Annotated in this window: 18 protein-coding genes; 16 read left to right on the top strand and 2 right to left on the bottom strand. The window is 61.1% G+C overall.

The window, feature by feature from the left end; all coding sequences use genetic code 11:
* Positions 1-25: 25 nt before the first annotated feature.
* The 12 genes from OEG84_RS12365 to OEG84_RS12310 all read left to right on the top strand — a co-directional run bounded on the left by OEG84_RS12365 (position 26) and on the right by OEG84_RS12310 (position 11,168).
* Positions 26-1,171 carry an extracellular solute-binding protein gene (locus tag OEG84_RS12365; protein ID WP_267654050.1) on the top strand — a complete coding sequence of 382 codons (1,146 nt, stop codon included), beginning with the start codon at positions 26-28 and terminating at the stop codon, positions 1,169-1,171.
* A 63-nt stretch (positions 1,172-1,234) separates the two neighbouring features.
* A complete protein-coding gene (locus tag OEG84_RS12360) occupies positions 1,235-2,323 on the top strand; it encodes an ABC transporter ATP-binding protein (RefSeq protein WP_267654049.1) in 1,089 nt (362 codons plus the stop codon).
* Positions 2,320-3,666 (top strand): aminotransferase family protein, encoded by a 1,347-nt coding sequence (locus OEG84_RS12355; RefSeq protein ID WP_267654048.1) that lies wholly within the window; start codon positions 2,320-2,322, stop codon positions 3,664-3,666. The genes OEG84_RS12360 and OEG84_RS12355 overlap by 4 nt, the downstream gene beginning before the upstream one ends.
* Before the next feature lie 11 nt (positions 3,667-3,677).
* Positions 3,678-4,604: a 3,5-dioxohexanoate:acetyl-CoA acetone transferase gene (gene kce / locus OEG84_RS12350; RefSeq protein WP_267654047.1), complete on the top strand. Its 927-nt coding sequence runs from the start codon at positions 3,678-3,680 to the stop codon at positions 4,602-4,604.
* Positions 4,601-5,092: a GNAT family N-acetyltransferase gene (locus OEG84_RS12345; protein ID WP_267654046.1), complete on the top strand. Its 492-nt coding sequence runs from the start codon at positions 4,601-4,603 to the stop codon at positions 5,090-5,092. The genes kce and OEG84_RS12345 overlap by 4 nt, the downstream gene beginning before the upstream one ends.
* The gene (locus tag OEG84_RS12340; protein WP_267654045.1) at positions 5,089-6,117 is read left to right on the top strand and encodes a histone deacetylase family protein; all 1,029 of its coding nucleotides are present in this window, start codon (positions 5,089-5,091) and stop codon (positions 6,115-6,117) included. Before OEG84_RS12345 ends, OEG84_RS12340 begins: the two co-directional genes overlap by 4 nt.
* On the top strand, positions 6,114-7,226 hold the full coding sequence (locus OEG84_RS12335) for an NAD(P)/FAD-dependent oxidoreductase (protein WP_267654044.1): 1,113 nt from the start codon (positions 6,114-6,116) through the stop codon (positions 7,224-7,226). The genes OEG84_RS12340 and OEG84_RS12335 overlap by 4 nt, the downstream gene beginning before the upstream one ends.
* A 4-nt stretch (positions 7,227-7,230) precedes the next feature.
* Positions 7,231-7,578: a RidA family protein gene (locus tag OEG84_RS12330; protein ID WP_267654043.1), complete on the top strand. Its 348-nt coding sequence runs from the start codon at positions 7,231-7,233 to the stop codon at positions 7,576-7,578.
* Between the two features lie 78 nt (positions 7,579-7,656).
* A complete protein-coding gene (gene recQ / locus OEG84_RS12325) occupies positions 7,657-9,516 on the top strand; it encodes a DNA helicase RecQ (protein ID WP_267654042.1) in 1,860 nt (619 codons plus the stop codon).
* Positions 9,517-9,755: 239 nt separating this feature from the next.
* Positions 9,756-10,385: a TetR/AcrR family transcriptional regulator gene (locus tag OEG84_RS12320; RefSeq protein ID WP_267654041.1), complete on the top strand. Its 630-nt coding sequence runs from the start codon at positions 9,756-9,758 to the stop codon at positions 10,383-10,385.
* Between the two features lie 3 nt (positions 10,386-10,388).
* Positions 10,389-10,634, top strand: a complete 246-nt coding sequence (locus tag OEG84_RS12315; protein WP_267654040.1) for a DUF4287 domain-containing protein — start codon at positions 10,389-10,391, stop codon at positions 10,632-10,634.
* 48 nt (positions 10,635-10,682) lie between these two features.
* Positions 10,683-11,168 (top strand): SRPBCC family protein, encoded by a 486-nt coding sequence (locus OEG84_RS12310; RefSeq protein ID WP_267654039.1) that lies wholly within the window; start codon positions 10,683-10,685, stop codon positions 11,166-11,168.
* A gap of 12 nt (positions 11,169-11,180) precedes the next feature.
* On the opposite strand, the gene OEG84_RS12305 is transcribed toward OEG84_RS12310, so the two are convergent.
* Positions 11,181-11,648, bottom strand: a complete 468-nt coding sequence (locus OEG84_RS12305) for an RrF2 family transcriptional regulator (RefSeq protein WP_267654038.1) — start codon at positions 11,646-11,648, stop codon at positions 11,181-11,183.
* A gap of 123 nt (positions 11,649-11,771) precedes the next feature.
* On the opposite strand from OEG84_RS12305, the gene cydD reads away from it, so the two are divergent.
* Together cydD and OEG84_RS12295 are read left to right on the top strand one after the other, a co-directional pair.
* Positions 11,772-13,439 carry a thiol reductant ABC exporter subunit CydD gene (gene cydD / locus OEG84_RS12300; protein ID WP_267654037.1) on the top strand — a complete coding sequence of 556 codons (1,668 nt, stop codon included), beginning with the start codon at positions 11,772-11,774 and terminating at the stop codon, positions 13,437-13,439.
* Positions 13,436-15,115: an amino acid ABC transporter ATP-binding/permease protein gene (locus OEG84_RS12295; RefSeq protein WP_267654036.1), complete on the top strand. Its 1,680-nt coding sequence runs from the start codon at positions 13,436-13,438 to the stop codon at positions 15,113-15,115. Before cydD ends, OEG84_RS12295 begins: the two co-directional genes overlap by 4 nt.
* Here OEG84_RS12295 and OEG84_RS12290 read toward each other — a convergent pair whose 3' ends face one another.
* Entirely contained in the window at positions 15,116-15,319 is a 204-nt protein-coding gene (locus tag OEG84_RS12290) for a hypothetical protein (protein WP_267656315.1), read from the bottom strand.
* Between OEG84_RS12290 and OEG84_RS12285 the strand changes: the two genes are divergently transcribed.
* The gene (locus OEG84_RS12285; protein WP_267654035.1) at positions 15,267-16,877 is read left to right on the top strand and encodes a cytochrome ubiquinol oxidase subunit I; all 1,611 of its coding nucleotides are present in this window, start codon (positions 15,267-15,269) and stop codon (positions 16,875-16,877) included. The genes OEG84_RS12290 and OEG84_RS12285 overlap by 53 nt on opposite strands.
* A 5-nt stretch (positions 16,878-16,882) precedes the next feature.
* Positions 16,883-18,046, top strand: a complete 1,164-nt coding sequence (gene cydB, locus OEG84_RS12280) for a cytochrome d ubiquinol oxidase subunit II (protein ID WP_267654034.1) — start codon at positions 16,883-16,885, stop codon at positions 18,044-18,046.
* Positions 18,047-18,050: the final 4 nt, after the last annotated feature.

The raw sequence follows: 18,050 nt of genomic DNA, 5'->3' as shown, positions 1-18,050 counted from the left end.
CCTCGAACCAGAGATGGAGAACAAAATGGACGATACAAGACGCTATGAACGACTGCGCGAGCGGTTCCAGAATGGTGACATCAGCCGCCGCAGCTTCTTCGGCCTTCTTGGTGCTGCCGGCGCTGCCTACGGGTTGCAGATGCCTTTCGCACGTCAGGCCTTTGCTGCAGGCGATGTTACCCAGGTGCGGTTTGACGGCTGGGGCGGGGTCGTTTCCGAGGCATTCCGCAAGCATGCCTTTGATCCCTACACTGCCAAGACCGGCATCAAGGTGATTGACGGGACGTTCCCCGGCGGTGACGAATATCTTGCCCAGGTGCGCGCCAGCAAGGCGGGAGAATACAATATTGCCCATCTTTCGGGTGTTTTTGACTATGCCCGCTACCACAGCTTCGATCTGACCAGCGAACTCAATATCGACAACATCCCCAACATGGCCAATGTCATGCCGGCGCTGATGAATGCGTTCAAGTCGATCACGCCCGACAGCCTCAGCGCAGCCCCCTATGATTACGGCACCACCGGGCTGGCCTATAACCGCAAATTCATCAGTGACGACGAGATGAAAGAGAAGGGTGCCAAGATCCTGATCGACGCCAAGCACAAGGGCAAGATCGGCGGCTGGTCCGACTGGCGCACGCGGATGTGGTATGCTGCGTTGCAAACCGGCCAGGATCCCAACGACATCAAGGACGTCGACGCAGCCTGGGATGCTGTGCGTCAGCATCGCGATCTGGCGCTGAAATACTGGGCGTCGGGCGCCGAATTGATGAGCCTATTGTCCGAGGAAGAAATCCACGTGACCGAAGGTTGGTCGGGCCGGATTTACGCGCTGCAGGAGCAAGGCCACGACATCGGCTATTACGATCCGCCGAATGGTTTCGGCTGGCAGGAGTGCCTGTTCGTGCTCAAGGGCAGCCCGATGGCGGCCTGCGAGGAGTTGCTCAACTTCATGCTCGACAGGGACACCTCGATTGCCGTGGCCGAAGGCCAGAGCTATCCGCCGGCGCTCGATCCAACCAAGGTCGATCTCGGCGACAAGATTCCGAAACTGCCGGCCTTCGATGCCACCGGCACGCTGTCAGGTCTGACCTTTGCCAATCCGGCCTACTGGAATGGCAATGAGGCTGAATGGGCCAAGGAATTCTCCCGCGTCCAGCGCGGCTACTAAGCTTCTACCCGGCCCCGCCGTGCTGGCGGGGCCGGATTTTACTTCAACCGGAGGCACGATGCCGTGAGCGCCGTTTCCCTGACCCAGATCGTCAAGCGTTTTGGTAATTTTACCGCTGTGCACGAGATGTCGCTGGACATCGCCGAAGGCAGTTTCGTTACGCTGCTGGGACCATCCGGCTGCGGAAAAACCACCACCTTGCGGATGATCGCCGGCCTGCTCGATCCGAGCGAGGGCGAGATTTCCATCAAGGGCAGGCGCGTCAACGATGTGCCGATTCATAAGCGCAATCTGGGGTTGGTGTTCCAGAATTACGCGCTGTTTCCGCACAAGACGGTGGCGGAAAATGTTGCCTTCGGACTCAATTACCGCAATGTCAGCAAGCCCGATGCCCAACGCAAGGTGGCCGAGGCGCTGGATCTGGTGCAATTGCCTGATCTCGGTGCGCGCTACCCGAAGGAACTCTCCGGCGGCCAGCAACAGCGAATCGCACTGGCACGCGCCATCGTCATCGAGCCGGACGTGCTCTTGCTTGATGAACCGCTGTCGGCGCTTGATGCCAATTTGCGCGAAGACATGCGGGTTGAACTCAAGCGCATCCAGCAACGTATTGGCGTGACCACTGTGTTTGTCACCCATGACCAGACCGAAGCACTGGCGATGTCGGATCAGATCATCGTCATGTCGAAGGGCCGGGTCGAACAGGTTGGTGCGCCGGAAGTTGTCTACAACACGCCGGCGACCGAATTTGTCGCCCAGTTTCTTGGTGCATCCAATCTGCTGTCGGCAAGCTGCACCGATGTTTCAGGGAGCGAAATCAACCTGGAGCTGCCGGATTTCCCGCGTTTCTCGATCCCAAAACAACGCGCCCCGCAAATTGCCGCGCCGGGTCCGGTCAGGCTGGTGATCCGGGCTGAAAAGTTGCACCTGATGCCGGCTGGCAGTTCGACAGAAGGAGACCTGACGGTCAAGGCCACAGTCGAGAATGTTGATTACCAGGGACAGTCAGCGCGCTATTTCCTGCGGGTCGGCGATCATCAACTGCAGGCCGTCAACATGATTGATGAACACCCCTTTGCCACCGGCGCCGAGGTGCTGTTGCGGTTTCGGGCGAAGGATTGCGCTGCGTTGCCGGTGGAGAATGAAACGTGAAACCGAAAAGCCATCTGTTTTATCAGACCCGCTCGCGCCGGCCGGTGCTGGCGGAGGCCCGCGGCGTCTACATGTGGGATGTCGACGGCAAGCGCTATCTCGACGGCTCCTCGGGCGCGATGGTTTCCAATATCGGCCATTCCAACCCCCGGGTCCTCGAGGCGATGCGGCGGCAGATGGAAAAATCGACTTTCGGCTACCGGCTGCATTTCGAAACCGAACCGGGCGAACGGCTGGCTGCAAAGGTGGCGGCCTTGTCGCCTGAGGGCATGGAGAAGGTGTTCTTCGTCTCCGGTGGTTCGGAGGCGGTGGAAAGTGCGATCAAGCTGGCGCGGCAATATGCGGTGACAGTCGGACAGGGATCGCGTTGGAAAGTGATTTCACGCAATCCCAGCTACCATGGTTCGACACTCGGCGCGCTGGCGTTGACCGGCTATGCGCCGCTGGCGGATCCGTTCCTGCCGATGATGCAGGCGATGCCGAAAATTCCGGCGCCGCGCGCCTATCTTGATGGGCTCGACATGGACGATCAGGCAACCGGTGCGCATTACGCGGCGATGCTGGAAGCCAGGATCATCGAAGAAGGGCCGGAAACGGTGTTGGCCTTCATCCAGGAACCGGTCGGCGGTGCCTCCACCGGTGCGCTGGTGCCGCCTGCAGGCTACATGCAGGCTGTGCGCGAGATCTGCGATCGCCATGGCGTGTTGCTGATCCATGACGAGGTGATGTCGGGCGGTGGTCGCACCGGCAAGTTCATGGCTGCCGAGCATTGGGGCGTTGATCCCGATATCATCGCCATCTCCAAGGGTTTCGGAGCCGGTTATGCGCCACTCGGTGCGATGATCGCCCATGACCGGCTGATCGATCCGGTGCTTGATGCCGGCGGTTTCCAGCATGGCCATACCTATGCCGGCAATCCACTGGCCTGCGCCGCGGGCCTGGCAGTACTTGAGGAAATCGAGAGCGGGGAACTGATGGGCAATGCCGCCCGTATTGGGGCTCTGCTCAAAGCCCGGCTTGCGAATCTGATGCAACGCTACGGGTTCATCGGCGATGTTCGCGGGGAAGGGCTGTTGCTGGCGTTCGAACTGGTGGCCGACCGGCAGACCATGCAGCCGTTGCCGAAAGAGCTCAATGCGTATGTCGAACTGGTGGAGCTCGCCTATGAACAGGGGCTGATCATCTATTCGCGCCGCACGCGGGGTGGCATCGATGGCGACCATTTTCTCGTTTGTCCGCCGATGATTGTGACCGAAGGCCAGGTCGATGAAATCATCGACATGCTGAGCGCAGCGCTGGACAAGTTTGCCGTTCGGGCAGGCTTTGCCGTCGCCACAGCCTGACAGGAAACCGCATGTCGAAAATCATCATAAGCTGCGCCGTCACCGGGTCGATTCATACGCCATCGATGTCGCCCTATCTGCCGGTGACGGCCGAAGCGATCGCCGAACAGGCTATTGGCGCTGCCAATGCAGGGGCTGCGATCCTGCATCTGCACGCGCGCAACCCTGAGACCGGCCAGCCATCGGCTTCGGTCGCGCATTACATGGCGTTTTTGCCGGTTATCAGTGCCGCCACCGATGCGGTGGTGAACCTGACCACCGGCGGCAGCGCGGTGATGACGCTGGATGAACGTCTCGCGGCGCCGCTCGCAACCAGACCGGAAATGTGCTCGCTCAATATGGGCTCGATGAATTTTGCGCTCTACCCGATGCTCGGCAAACGCACCGAGTGGCTGCATGATTGGGAAGAACCGTTCCTGCGCAATTCCGATGATCTGGTGTTCAAGAACACGCCGCGCGACATCGAGGGCGTGCTCAGGCTGATGGGGCAGGAGCGCGGCGCGCGCTTCGAATTCGAATGCTACGATCTCGGCCATCTTTACATGCTGAAGCATTTTGCCGATCGCGGGCTGATCAAAACCCCCATGTTCATCCAGTTCGTGATGGGCGTGCTGGGCGGGGTGGCGGCCGAACCGGAGCATCTGGCCCATCTCAAGCAGACCGCGGACAAATTGTTCGGCGACGATTACAAGTTTTCCGTGCTTGCCGCCGGGCGCCAGCAGATGGCGCTGGCCAGGCTCGGCGCTGAAATGGGCGGGCATGTGCGGGTTGGGTTGGAAGATAATCTCTATATCGCCCGCGGCCAGCTGGCCAAGTCCAATGCCGAGCAGGTGGCGCTGGTGCGCGAGATGGTCGAGGATCTGGGGCGTGTGGTGGCGACACCGGATGAGGCGAGGGCGATGCTGGGTTTGAAAGGCAAGCAAGAGGTAGGGTTTTGAGTAGTGTTGATGTCAACATCAGGCTGGCCGGGCGCGCCGATGTGGCTGCCGTCAACCGGGCGCTGCGGCAATTGTCCGCCGACATGGGCGACGAGCACCGCGCCACCAACGCCGATATCGAGCGGTTCTGTTTCGGACCTTCACCAATTCTGCACGCTCTGCTGGCGGTGACAAAAGATGGTGATGTGGTCGGTGTCGCCGCCTATTCACCGTTCTTTTCGACAGTGTTTGGAACCGTCGGCATCTATGTCTCCGACCTCTGGGTAGCCGGGTCTGCGCGTGGAAAGCGGCTCGGGGTACGGCTTCTGGCAGCGGTTCGCGATGCTGGCGTAAAGACCTGGGACGCGGATTTCCTGCGGCTCAATGTCTATCACAACAATCCGAGGGCGCTGGCCTTCTATGAACGCATCGGCTTCGTCCCCACCACAGAAACCCAGTACATGACGCTGGCCGGCACGGCGCTGGACACTCTTGGAGAGCAATCGTGAAAGCCATCTTCGACGAACGCCAGAGGGTCCATGACCCTAAGCACTTCATGGCCAATGGCCGGCTTTCGCCCAATCCGGAGCAGCCGCAGCGGATCGAGGAATTGCGTCGCGGCGCAAGCGCCGCGGGGTGTGAATTTGCAGCGCCGACAGACCACGGGCTGGGCCCGATTGCCGAGCTCCACTCGCCCGAATATCTGACATTTCTGGAAACCATCCATGCGCGCTGGATCCGCACCGAGGGTGCTTCCGACGAGGTTATCCCCAATATCCATCCGGATCGGCGGACCGCCAGCTATCCGAAGTCCGCATCGGGGCAGGCGGGATTCCATCAGGCTGATACATCGTGTCCGATCACAGCCGGCACCTGGCAATCTGCCTATTGGTCGGCGCAATCGGCACTGAGCGCGACCGACGCAGTGCTTGACGGGGCGCCGGCCGCCTATGCGCTGTGCCGTCCGCCCGGTCATCATGCGTTCGGCGATCTGGCCGGCGGCTTCTGCTTTCTCAACAATTCGGCGATTGCCGCGCAGGCATTGCTACGCGCTGGCCGCCGTCCAGCCATCGTCGATGTTGACGTCCACCATGGCAATGGCACGCAGGGAATTTTCTACCAGCGCCGCGATGTGCTGACGGTGTCGATCCATGCCGACCCGGCCCGGTTCTATCCGTTCTTCTGGGGCCACACGGAAGAACGCGGTGAAGGCGAGGGGCTGGGCTACAATCTCAACCTGCCGCTGCCGCGCGGCACAAATGATGCGGAGTTCCTCGCAGCCTTGGAGATTGCGCTGGCGCGGGTGCGTTCATTCGGTGCCGATGTGCTGGTGGTGGCGCTTGGCCTTGATGCGCATGAGAACGATCCGTTCCATGGTTTCAAGGTGACGACACCCGGTTTCGGCCGGATTGCGGCAGCCATTGCCGGGCTGGCTCTCCCTGTCGTAATCGTGCAGGAAGGTGGGTACCTGTCGTCCGATCTTGGCGATAATCTGACCAGCTTTCTCAAAGGGTATCAGGCAGCTTCAGCATGAAAACGGACATTCTGGTTATTGGCGGCGGAATTGCCGGCATCAGCGCAGCCGCTCGGTTGGCGCCCGAGGCGTCGGTCACAGTGCTCGAAGCCGAGGCGATGATCGGCCATCATTCGTCCGGCCGCTCAGCGGCAATCTTCATCCGCAACTATGGCAACGCTACCTTGCGCGCATTGAATGCGGCCTCTGCGCCGTTCCTGGCCGCACCCGAAGGGGTCTCCGAGACGAGCCTGCTCTCGCCGCGCGGCGAAATGCTGGTGGCAACGGAAGCAGACCTGCCCCATTACGAAGCCTATCTAGATGGCAGCGACGGCCTCGAGCGGCTTTCAGCGCAGCAGGCGCAGGAACTGGTGCCGATCCTGCGCGCCGATGTGATCGCTGCCGCGGCAATCGAGTGGGATGCCCAGGATATAGATGTGGACCGGATGCTGCAGGGTTTTGCCCGCTTGCTTCGCGCCCATGGCGGCCGGATCGTGAATAATGCGCGAGTGCAGTCGATCGCGCGTCGTGATGGTGTCTGGACGGTGACGACACCGGCCGGCGAATTCAGTGCACCGATCGTGATCAATGTCGCCGGCGGCTGGGCCGATCAGTTGGCAGAAATGGCCGGGGTGCGGGCCGTGGGGCTGCAACCGCTGCGCCGTTCGGCGGCGCTGATTCCGGCGCCTGTGGGCCATGACATCAACCGCTGGCCGCTGTTCGCCAATGCCTCGGACCAATGGTATGCCAAGCCGGAGGCCGGCAAGCTTATGATCTCGCCGGCGGAGGAAGATCCGGTTGAACCGCATGATGTCTGGGTCGATGACATGGTGCTGGCCGAAGGCCTGCACCGTTTCGAGCAGGCAGTGACGATACCGGTGACGCGCGTTGAGCATTCCTGGGCGGGAATGCGGACGTTTGCTCCGGACCGGACGCCTGTAGTCGGCTTTGCGCCTGAGGTGGACGGGTTTTTCTGGCTTGCGGGGCAGGGTGGTTACGGTATGCAGACCGCACCGGCGCTATCGCAACTGGCCGCCGATCTGTGTCTGGGGCGACGTTCTGCGCTGGACCCGAAGGTGGTAGGCGCGCTAGACCCTGCCCGGACATCAATTCAATCCCAACAAGGATAATGACATGAGCGATATCAAACGTATTGAATCCGGCACCCGCATGAGCCAGGCCGTGATTCACGGCAACACCGTCTATCTGGCCGGCCAGGTCGGCACGCCGGGCGCCAGCGTCACGGTCCAGACCCAGGATATTCTGGCCAAGATCGAGCGGCTGCTGGCCGAAGTGGGATCGGACAAGAGCAAGATCCTGCAGGCCACGATCTGGATGGCGTCGATGGATGACTTTGCCGAAATGAACGCGGTCTGGGACACCTGGGTGTCGCCCGGCAATGCACCGACTCGGGCTGCTGGCGAATCCAAGCTGGCGACGCCGGAATACAAGGTCGAAATCATCTGCGTCGCAGCGATCTGACTTCAAAAAGCTTGTCTGCGCCTCGCGGCGAGGGGCGGACCTGTGCCATAGTGCAGGCCGTCCCAAGAAAGCGATTCCATGCCGCAGACACATAACCGCATCGTCCCCGTGATTGACAACAAAGGGACGGAAGCCCCGCTTGATATCCTCAAGCGGATCTATGGCTATTCTGAATTTCGCGGCAAGCAGGCGGCCGTCGTCGACCATGTGGTGGCGGGCGGTGACGCCGTGGTGCTGTTTCCGACCGGCGCCGGCAAGTCGCTGTGCTTCCAGATTCCGGCCCTGTGCCGCAACGGCGTCGGCATTGTCATTTCACCGCTGATCGCACTGATGCGCGACCAGGTAGAGGCGCTCACGCAGCTTGGCGTGCGCGCGGCAGCCCTCAATTCCTCGCTGAGCCGCGAGGAATTCATGGAGGTTCGCCGGGCGGTCGCCCAAGGTGAACTCGAACTGCTCTACGTTACCCCCGAACGTGCCGTCACTCCCGGTTTCAAGGACATGATCGGCAACGCCAACATAGCGCTGTTTGCCATCGACGAGGCGCATTGCGTTTCGCAATGGGGGCATGATTTCCGACCTGAATACCGGGATCTCGGCCGGCTTGCCGATGAATATCCCGGGGTGCCACGGATGGCGCTGACCGCGACAGCCGACCCGCATACCCGTGAAGACATCATCGACAAGTTGGCACTGCGGTCCGGTGAGGTCTTTACCACCTCGTTTGATCGCCCCAACATCACCTACGAGATTGTCGAGCGTGATCAGCCGCGCCAGCAATTGCTGCGTTTCCTGGCGGATCACGAAGGGGCGAGCGGTATCGTCTACTGTCTGTCGCGTGCCAAGGTTGAAGACACCGCCGAATGGCTGAACAAGCAGGGTATCCGTGCGCTCGCCTATCATGCCGGTCTCGACCGGGGTGTGCGCGATAACAACCAGGATGCGTTCCTCAAGGAAGAGGGTGTGTGCATGGTCGCCACCGTCGCTTTCGGCATGGGCATCGACAAGCCGAATGTGCGCTATGTCGCCCATCTCGACCTGCCAGGGTCAGTGGAGGCCTACTATCAGGAAACCGGGCGCGCCGGGCGTGACGGACTGCCTTCGGTGGCCTGGATGGCCTATGGCATGGCCGATGTCATCCAGCGCGGACGGATGATCGACAATGGCGGGTCGGGCGACGATATCAAGCGGGTTGAACGCGCCAAGCTGAATGCGCTGCTGGGGATTTGCGAAACCCCGGGCTGCCGCAGGCAGGCGATCCTCGCCCATTTTGGCGAAGCCCATGCAGGCGGTTGCGGCAATTGTGATACCTGCCTCAAACCGGTCGAAACCTGGGACGGAACCGATGCCGCGATCAAAGCGCTGGCGGCGGTCTACCGAACCGGCGAGCGGTTTGGCACCGGCCATCTGATTGATGTGCTGACCGGCAACGAGAACGAAAAGACCACCCGCTTTGGCCATGTCGAGATGCCGGTTTTTGGCGCCGGCAAGGATATTCCGGCCAAGACCTGGCAATCGGTTTACCGCCAGCTTCTCGCCGCCGGCCTGGTCAGCGTCGATCATACGGCATTCGGGGCGCTAAAGCTCGAGCCGGAAGCGCGCGCCGTATTCAAACACGAACGCGAAGTGCGGTTCCGCAAGGACCGCCCGACCACCGGAAAGGCGTCACGCCGTGCGTCATCCGGTTCGACAAACGCCAAATCCGCACTGGAAGAGGCCGATATCGAGCTGTTCGAGGCGCTTCGTGCCGCGCGGATGGCGATCGCCAAGGAGAAGTCGGTGCCGCCCTATGTGATTTTTCCGGATACGACACTGGTAGCCTTTGCAACCAACCGCCCGGCAGACCACGCGGGGTTGCTTGCCACATCCGGCGTCGGACAATCCAAGCTGGAACGCTATGGCGATGCTTTTCTCGACGTGATCAGGACGCACCAGAAGTAGGCTTTGATGCCTGTGCCGGGCTCTGGTCCGTTGGTTAGGCCGATGGCGCCGAGCCCGAAAATTCCTTTTCAGATTCGTTGAGCCGGGCTGGCAGGCGAGGGCATTTCCACGCCCTCAGGCAGCGCTTGCGCGACGATGCAGCCATTCGCACAACACGGTCGTAGAATTGCTTACACTACACACACATTGACAACATACCAACTGGTTGGTATGTAAAATTCAAGCAATTGGAGAACCTGATGGCTAACGTTGCAGCAAAACCGGATGCAAAGGCAAAACTGCTTGATGCGGCTTTGACGGTAATCCGTACCCAGGGCTACTCGGCCACCACGGTGGACGATCTGTGCAAGGCTGCTGGGGTGACGAAGGGGGCGTTCTTCCATCATTTTGCCAGCAAGCAGGATCTGGCGGTGGCTGCAGCAAATTACTGGACCGAAATGACCGGCGGACTGTTTGAAACCGCCCCGTTTCACGATCCCGCCGATCCGCTAGACCGTGTGCTTGCCTATATCGCTTTTCGCAAGGCGATCCTGCAGGGCAATATTCCCGATTTTACCTGCCTGGTGGGCACAATGGTGCAGGAAACCTACGATACCAACCCAACGATCCGCGATGCCTGCTGGGCCAGCATTTCTGGCCATGCCGATACCCTGGTGCCCGATATTGAAGCGGCAATGCGTGAGCACGGGATCGACGCGGATTGGAGCGCTTCAAGTCTGGCGCTGCACACACAGGCCGTGATCCAAGGGGCCTTCATCCTCGCCAAGGCGAGCGGTCGTGCGGATCTTGCCAGTGACAGCCTTGATCACCTCTACCGCTATGTCGAGCAATTGTTTGGAAACGAAACCGTCAGCAACCGGAAAGGATAAGTCATGGCTGATAGAACGCCTGTGGAACCAAAGTCGGCGCCACCCAAGGGCCCGGCCTCCTATTTTCCGTCGATCGAGAAGACCTATGGGCGCCTGATCGATGACTGGATCGCTTTGGTTCGAAGCAGGGCCGGAGAAACTCATATGCAACGCGTTAACTGGCTGAAGAACGAACATGGCATGGGCCATGGCCACGCCAATGCGCTGGTTGCCCACACGCTTGCCGCCGACAAAAAGGCGCGAAGCTAGACCGGCCGAGCACCATGCCCCGTCAACACCGAAAAGGAGGATACCGTGATGACCACCACTAAAAGTGATGCCCATGCTGAAGCGAAGGAACTTAAGCTCGAACGTCTGATCGATGCCCCGGTAGCCAAGGTCTGGCGGTGCTGGGCGGAGCCTGACCTGCTCAAGCAATGGTTCTGCCCCAAACCTTGGTATGTATCGGACGTGCGGATGGACCTGTGTCCGGGCGGTGAGTTCTTCACCGTGATGAATGGCCCCAACGGCGAGCAATTTGACAATGCCGGGGTGTTTCTTGCGGTTGAGCCGCACCGGCGGCTAGTCAGTACCGACGCGTTTCGCCCCGGCTGGGTTCCTTCAGAGCGCGCCTTCATGGTGGCCGAGACCACTTTCGAGGACACGGGCGAGGGGCAGACCCGCTATACGGCGCGGGCACTGCACTGGACCGTCGAAGCGCGCAAGGAACATGAAGAAATGGGGTTTCACGAAGGGTGGGGCAAGGCAGCCGACCAACTGAAGGAACTGGCAAGAAGCCTGTGATGTCGCCGTGGTCTACGCGGCAGACGGGCAGCGCACCGAGCGGTCCGGCGCCATCTTCAGGATCGTCTCCAGGCCGCAATTGTCGCGCACCAGATCGTCAAGGGTGATCGGATCTAGCTCGCGATAGAACGCCTCGACCGCCCGCGTGAGGAAATCGCGCAGCCGGCAGTCGGCGATCAGCGGACAGCTGTTGTCGGTACTGGCGAAACACCCGGTAACAGTCGCGCCTGCTTCAAAGATCCTGAACAGCCGGCCAATGGAGATGTCGTGCGGCTTCTTGTTGAGCATGAGTCCGCCGGCGCGGCCCCGAAATGTGGAGACATAGCCGTGGTGCTGCAATTGGTGGATGACGTGGCCGAGATGATGGCTCGAGGCATCATAGGCGCGGGCGATATCCGAGGTTTTGACAACCTGACCCTCATGCGTGGCGCAGAATATCAGGACACGGGTTGCAAGACTTGTGCGTGTGGTCAGGCGCATGGGGAGATCCGATCCGGTTTGATTTGCGGGCAATATGCAGCAGTTTGAATGGGTGCAGGTTGATTCAGATCAGCTTTCCGCCCATCACCACCGGCAATCGGAAACGAATCCCGGCGGGATGACATGGCGCGACCAGACAGTGGAAAATCCACCCCGGACGAAGACACGCTTGAGCGCTTGACGCGGTCTGCCAGCAGGCAGGTCAGGGCAGCGTCTGCGTTGTCGGTGTTCTCGGCGCTGGTCTGGCCGCTTCAGGCAGGTATCGTCGCGCTGGCGATCGCCGGACTGCTTCCCGGCTCAATCGGGCCCGGAGTCTGGGTCTCGGTGCTGGCATTTGCCGGGTTTGGTGTGTTGCGCGCCGGGCTCAATTACCGCGCCGAAAAGCTGCTGTTTGCTGCGGGCACCCAGATTGTCGTTGAGCATCGCGGCCAAATCCTGCAACGGGAAACAGTAACCTCCGGCGGTGGGCGGGCGGGATCGGTCGCAGCCCTTGCCGTCGAAAAACTCGATCTGTTGATGCCCTATGTCACCCGCTACCGGCCGGCACGGGCGCGGGTGATGGTGGTGCCGTTGTTGATCCTGGCTCTTGCCTTCTGGTTTTCCTGGGCGGTGGGTCTGGTTCTCCTGGTGTCGGGGCCGCTCATTCCGGTGTTCATGGCGCTGATCGGGCTGGCTGCGAAGGAAGCGAGCGCCCGGCAAATGGCTGAAATCGGTACACTGAACGATCTGCTGATGGAGCGGCTTTCGGCGCTGGTCGATATCCGGCTTCTCAACGCCGGTGAAGCCGTGACCTCGAGCTTTGCGGCCGGCGCCGAGCGGCTGCGCGCACGGACCATGGCTGTGTTACGGATTGCCTTCCTGTCGTCGACGGTGCTGGAGCTGTTTTCGGCGATCGGTGTGGCAATGGTGGCGGTTTTTGTCGGTTTCACGCTGCTTGGGGCTATTTCCTTTGGCAGTTACGGAGCGACGCTCAGCCCGGCGGCAGGGATTTTCCTTTTGTTGCTGGCACCCGATTTCTACCAGCCAATGCGGGATCTTTCGGCGGCCTGGCACGACAAGGCGGCGGCGCTGGCGGTGGCGGCTGACTTTGCCCAATGGGAAAACGAGGCACCACCCCGGCTGATTGGAAGTGGCGCGGCAACGGCGCGGCTTGAAGGCGAGGCCAGCATCGAACTGCACGATGTTTCCGTACGTATTGGTGAGCGGCTGATCCGCTATCCCGATTTTGCAATCCTGCGGGGCGAGACGGTTGCCCTCAGCGGGCCATCGGGCGCCGGCAAGACAACGCTCTTGAAATTGATGGCCGGCCTGCTTGCGCCGGAAACCGGACGGATTCTGGTTGGCGGGCAACCGCTTGATGCCATAAATGCGGATGCTTGGCGGGCTCGGCTGGGATGGATGCCGCAAGCACCTCATTTTCTCGATGCAAGCCTTGCCCGCAATATCGGGTTTGGCGAACCGGGTGATCTCGATGCGGTGTTGCGCGAGGCCTCGGTTGATGCCGTGGTTGAGGGGCTGCCCGGCGGTCGCATGGCTCGGCTCGGTGAAACCGGTGGCGGACTATCGGGCGGGGAAGCGCGCCGGGTGACGCTGGCGCGGGCGATCTTTGCCCAACCCGATGTGCTGCTGGCGGATGAGCCAACAGCAGATCTCGATGCCGTCACCGCGGAGGCGGTGATGGCGGGATTGCTGACACTCAACCAGCGTGGCTGCAGCCTGGTGATCGCCACGCATGACCCGGCGCTGTGCGCGCGGATGCAGCGAACCATTGTGATTGGCGGTGCGGCATGAGCGCGCTGTGGCGAATCTTTCTGCTGGTGCTGCGGGATCAGAAAACAGCGCTGATCCGTGGCGCGGCCTTGAGCGTGGCGGTGCTGCTGGCCGGGGTCGGGCTCTTGGGGCTGTCGGGTTGGTTCATTACCGCAGCAGCTGCTGCCGGGCTTGCCGGCGTGGGGGCGGTTTTTGATGTTTTCCGGCCCTCGGCGATGGTTCGCTTTCTGGCGCTGGGGCGGACCGCGGCGCGCTATGGCGAACGACTCCTGACCCACGATGCAACATTGCGGGCGCTGGCGTCGATCCGGGTTCGGCTGCTCGAGGTGACTGCGGCTGCGCCATTTGAAAAGGCCGTGCGATTGCGCGGAGCGCGGGCGCTGAACCGGCTGATGGCCGATGTCGATGCGCTCGATGGCGTGCCGCTCAGGCTGGTGCTGCCGATTGGTGCGGGGTTGTTGGCGCAAGTGCTGACATTTGCGGCGTTGTGGTGGCTGGTTGATATCCGGGTTGCGTCGCTTGTGGTGTCGGGGTTTCTCGCTGGCGCCGGTCTCGCGTTTTTCTGGTCGGCACGAGCTGCTGTCGCGCCCTCGCGTCGGGCAGAAACTGCCGCACAAGCGTTTCGCACCCGATTTATCGACCTGATCGGCGCGCGGAGCGATCTGGCAGTCTATGGAAGACTGGCCGGTCAGGCAGAATCGGCCGCGGGTGCCGATGCGCGGCGGCAAGAAGACCTGCTCACGCTGGACCGGATCGAGCGACGGGCCGGGTTGCTGCTCTCGGTCACTGGAACGCTGGTAGCGGCCGGCGCGCTGGGGCTGGGTATGGTGCTGGCACAATCGGGTGATCTCAGCCCCGGCCTCGCGGCAATCGGTTTCTTCGTGGCGCTGGCGCTGATGGAGACCGTTGCGCCGTTACGGCGGGCGACAGCCGATCTCGGTCGGATGATGCTTGCTGCACGACGGGTGGGCGACGGCTTGATCCATACGCCGCACACTGCGCCTGTGGCTGCCTCGCTGAGTTCGGGAACCGCATGGAGCCGCGATGTTGACGCGTTGACAATTACGGATTTGAATTTCCACCGGCCAGAGGCGTTACGCCCGGTGCTGGAAAATGTATCGTTGTCGCTGGAGATGGGTCATAGCCTGGCGATCACGGGACCAAGCGGTTCGGGCAAGAGCACGCTGCTGCTGTTGATCGCGCATCTGCTGACACCCGAATCGGGGCGCATCCTGCTTTCGGGCACGCCGCTCGAACACTGGGTTGAGACAGACTTGCGCGCAAATGTCATGCTGGTGCCGCAACGCAGCACGCTGATGGCCGGCACGATCGCCGACGCCTTGCATCTTGCCGATCCCGAAGCCTCGACAGAGATGCTCTGGGCCGCGCTCGATGCCGTGGCGCTGGCTTCGGTGATCCGCGCCAAGGGCGGGCTCGGGTTTCAACTGGGCGCGCGGGGCGAGGGGTTGTCGGGTGGCGAAACGCGGCGGCTGGTGCTGGCGCGGGCATTGTTGCGAAAGCCGAAGTTGCTGTTGCTTGATGAACCGACGGAGGGACTCGATCATACGACCGCGAGGGCTGTACTTTGCGGGATCAGAACCCATTTGCCGCAGGCGGCGATCTTGACCGCATCGCATAGGCCAGTGGAGACTGAGTGGGCGGATCAGGTGTTGGAGTTGTCAGACGCCCCAAAATGATCAGGGTGTTCCGGTCTGTTCGGCCTTGCCGATTTTTAGCGATGTAATTTGACATTCATCATTGCCGAAGCTGCCGCTGTCGTTAGGTATCGCCGTAACCATGATACGCATCCGGGCCTGACGAACATCCGGATTGGAAAGGAATACAGCAATGGAATTCGGAATTGTCGAGCTGTCGCGGCTGCAGTTCGCCTTGACTGTCATGTACCATTTTCTATTCGTGCCCCTGACGCTGGGTCTTTCAATCATCGTCGCCATCATGGAGACGGTCTATGTGATGACCGATCGTCCGATCTGGCGGCAGATGACGAAATTCTGGGGCCTGTTGTTCGGTATCAATTTCGCGCTCGGCGTGGCCACCGGCATCACCATGGAGTTTCAGTTCGGGATGAACTGGAGCTATTACAGCCATTATGTCGGTGACATTTTCGGGGCGCCGCTGGCGATCGAGGGGCTGATGGCCTTCTTCCTGGAGGCGACCTTTGTCGGGCTGTTCTTCTTTGGCTGGGACAAGCTGAGCAAGGTGGCGCATCTGGGCGTGACCTGGTTGGTTGCGATCGGTTCGAATTTTTCGGCGCTGTGGATACTGATCGCCAATGGCTGGATGCAGAACCCGGTCGGCGCGGAGTTCAATCCGATGACCATGCGCATGGAAATGACCGATTTCTACGCGGTGCTGTTCAACGAGGTCGCGCAGGCCAAGTTCGTGCACACGGTTTCTGCGGGCTATGTGACCGGCGCCGTGTTCGTTCTTGGTGTTTCGGCCTGGTATCTGCTGCGCGGGCGCCACATCGAATTGGCTCGACGTTCCATAACCGTCGCCGCCGCCTTTGGCCTCGCCTCGGCTTTTTCGGTCGTGCTGCTGGGCGATGAATCCGGCTACAATGCCACCCACAGCCAGAAGATGAAGCTCGCGGCGATCGAGGGCATGTGGGAAACCCACGAGGCTCCTGCGCCGTTCAACCTGGTCGGGCTACCCGATCAGGAAGCGCGTGAAACCCATTATGCCATCGAAATTCCCTGGGCGATGGGGCTGATCGGCACCCGCTCGCTGACCACGGTAATCCCCGGTATCAACGAACTGGTGGACCGGGCGGAGGTACGCATTCGCTCGGGCCAGGTTGCCTATGACGCGCTGATGGAAATCCGGGCCCAGCGGGAAGCCGCTTCGCCCGAGGTGACCGCCCGATTTGAGGAGCATTCCGCCGATCTTGGCTTTGCCTTCCTTCTCAAGCGCTACGCCGAGGATCCGCGCGAGGCCAGCGAGGAACAGATCAAGCTTGCAGCGGAAAGCACGGTGCCAAAAGTCTGGCCGCTGTTCTGGGCTTTCCGCATCATGGTGGGCCTTGGCTTTGGATTCATCGCAACGATGGCCTATTTCTTCTGGCGGGCGTCGTTCAAGGGCATGAACTTCCCCCGCCCGGCGCTGCATCTGGCGGTATGGATGATCCCGGCGCCGTGGATTGCGGCAGAGCTCGGCTGGTTCGTGGCCGAATACGGGCGTCAGCCATGGACGGTGGACGGGGTGTTGCCGACGGCGATGTCGGTCTCGGCCTTGTCGATCAGCGAGGTGGCGCTGACGCTTGCGGGCTTCATCGCATTCTACACTGTGCTGTTCATCATCGAGATGAAACTGATGCTGAAATATATTCGCAAGGGGCCGTTCGAGGATGTCGAGGAAACCGACGCCTGGATGGCCAGCCACGATCAAAGGCTGACCGGGCGGCTTCATGCCGGCACCGCAACGCAGCCGGCGGAGTAAGAACCATGATCCTGCATCAACTAATAGACTATGACGTTCTGCGCGTGATCTGGTGGGGGCTGCTTGGCGTGTTGCTGATTGCCTTTGCCATGACCGACGGGTTCGATATGGGGGTCGGCGCGCTGTTGCCGTTCGTCGGCAAGACCGATGCCGAACGCCGGGTGGCGATCAACACGGTTGGCCCGGTCTGGGAGGGCAACCAGGTCTGGTTCATTCTCGGTGGCGGATCGATTTTTGCGGCCTGGCCGCCGCTCTATGCGGTGTCGTTCTCGGGCTTCTACCTGGCAATGTTCCTGATTCTGGCGGCGCTGATCGTGAGGCCGGTTGCGTTCAAGTTTCGCTCCAAGCGCGAAGACGCCAAATGGCGCTCGCGGTGGGACTGGGCGCTGTTTGCCGGCGGCGCGGTTCCGGCGCTGCTGTTTGGCGTGGCAGTCGGCAATGTCCTGCAGGGCGTGCCGTTCCATCTTACCGATGATCTGCATTCGATCTATGAGGGCACGCTCTACAGCAAGTTCTTCGGCCTGCTCGATCCGTTTTCGCTGCTTGCCGGTGTGGTGTCGCTGTCGATGCTGGTAATGCACGGCGGCGCCTGGCTGTCGGTGAAGGCCGAAGGCATGGTGCAGCAACGCGCACGGCGTTACGGCTCGATTGCAGCGCTTATCGCGGTGGCGGGCTATGTATTGGCCGGCCTGTGGCTGGCTTACGGGATCGACGGTTACCGGATTGTCGGCGACTTTGTCACCGACGGCCCTTCCAATCCGCTGCAATTTGATGTCGAGAGAACCGCAAGCTGGCTGGTGGCTTATAGTGAACGACCGTGGATCGCCATCGCCCCGGCCATGGGTATTGTTGGCGGATTGCTGACCTTCCTGGGGCTTCGTGCCGGCCGTGAGGTGTCGACGCTTTTGATTTCCAAGATGACGATCCTCGGGGTGATCTCGTCGGTGGGGCTGACGATGTTTCCGTTCATCCTGCCATCGTCTTCCGATCCGCGCTCATCGTTGAGCGTGTGGAACGCCTCCTCATCACACTTGACGTTGTTCGTGATGCTGGTGGTGACGGTGATATTCCTGCCGCTGATTCTGGCTTACACCGTCTGGGTCTACAAGGTGCTGTGGGGCAAGGTCACCGAGGCCGACGTCACCGATAATTCTCATTCTGCGTATTGATCAG

The sequence above is a fragment of the Hoeflea algicola genome, assembly GCF_026619415.1.
Lineage (GTDB): Bacteria > Pseudomonadota > Alphaproteobacteria > Rhizobiales > Rhizobiaceae > Hoeflea > Hoeflea algicola.
Note: the sequence above shows the minus strand (reverse complement) of the source record. Positions and strands in the feature narration are given on the sequence as shown.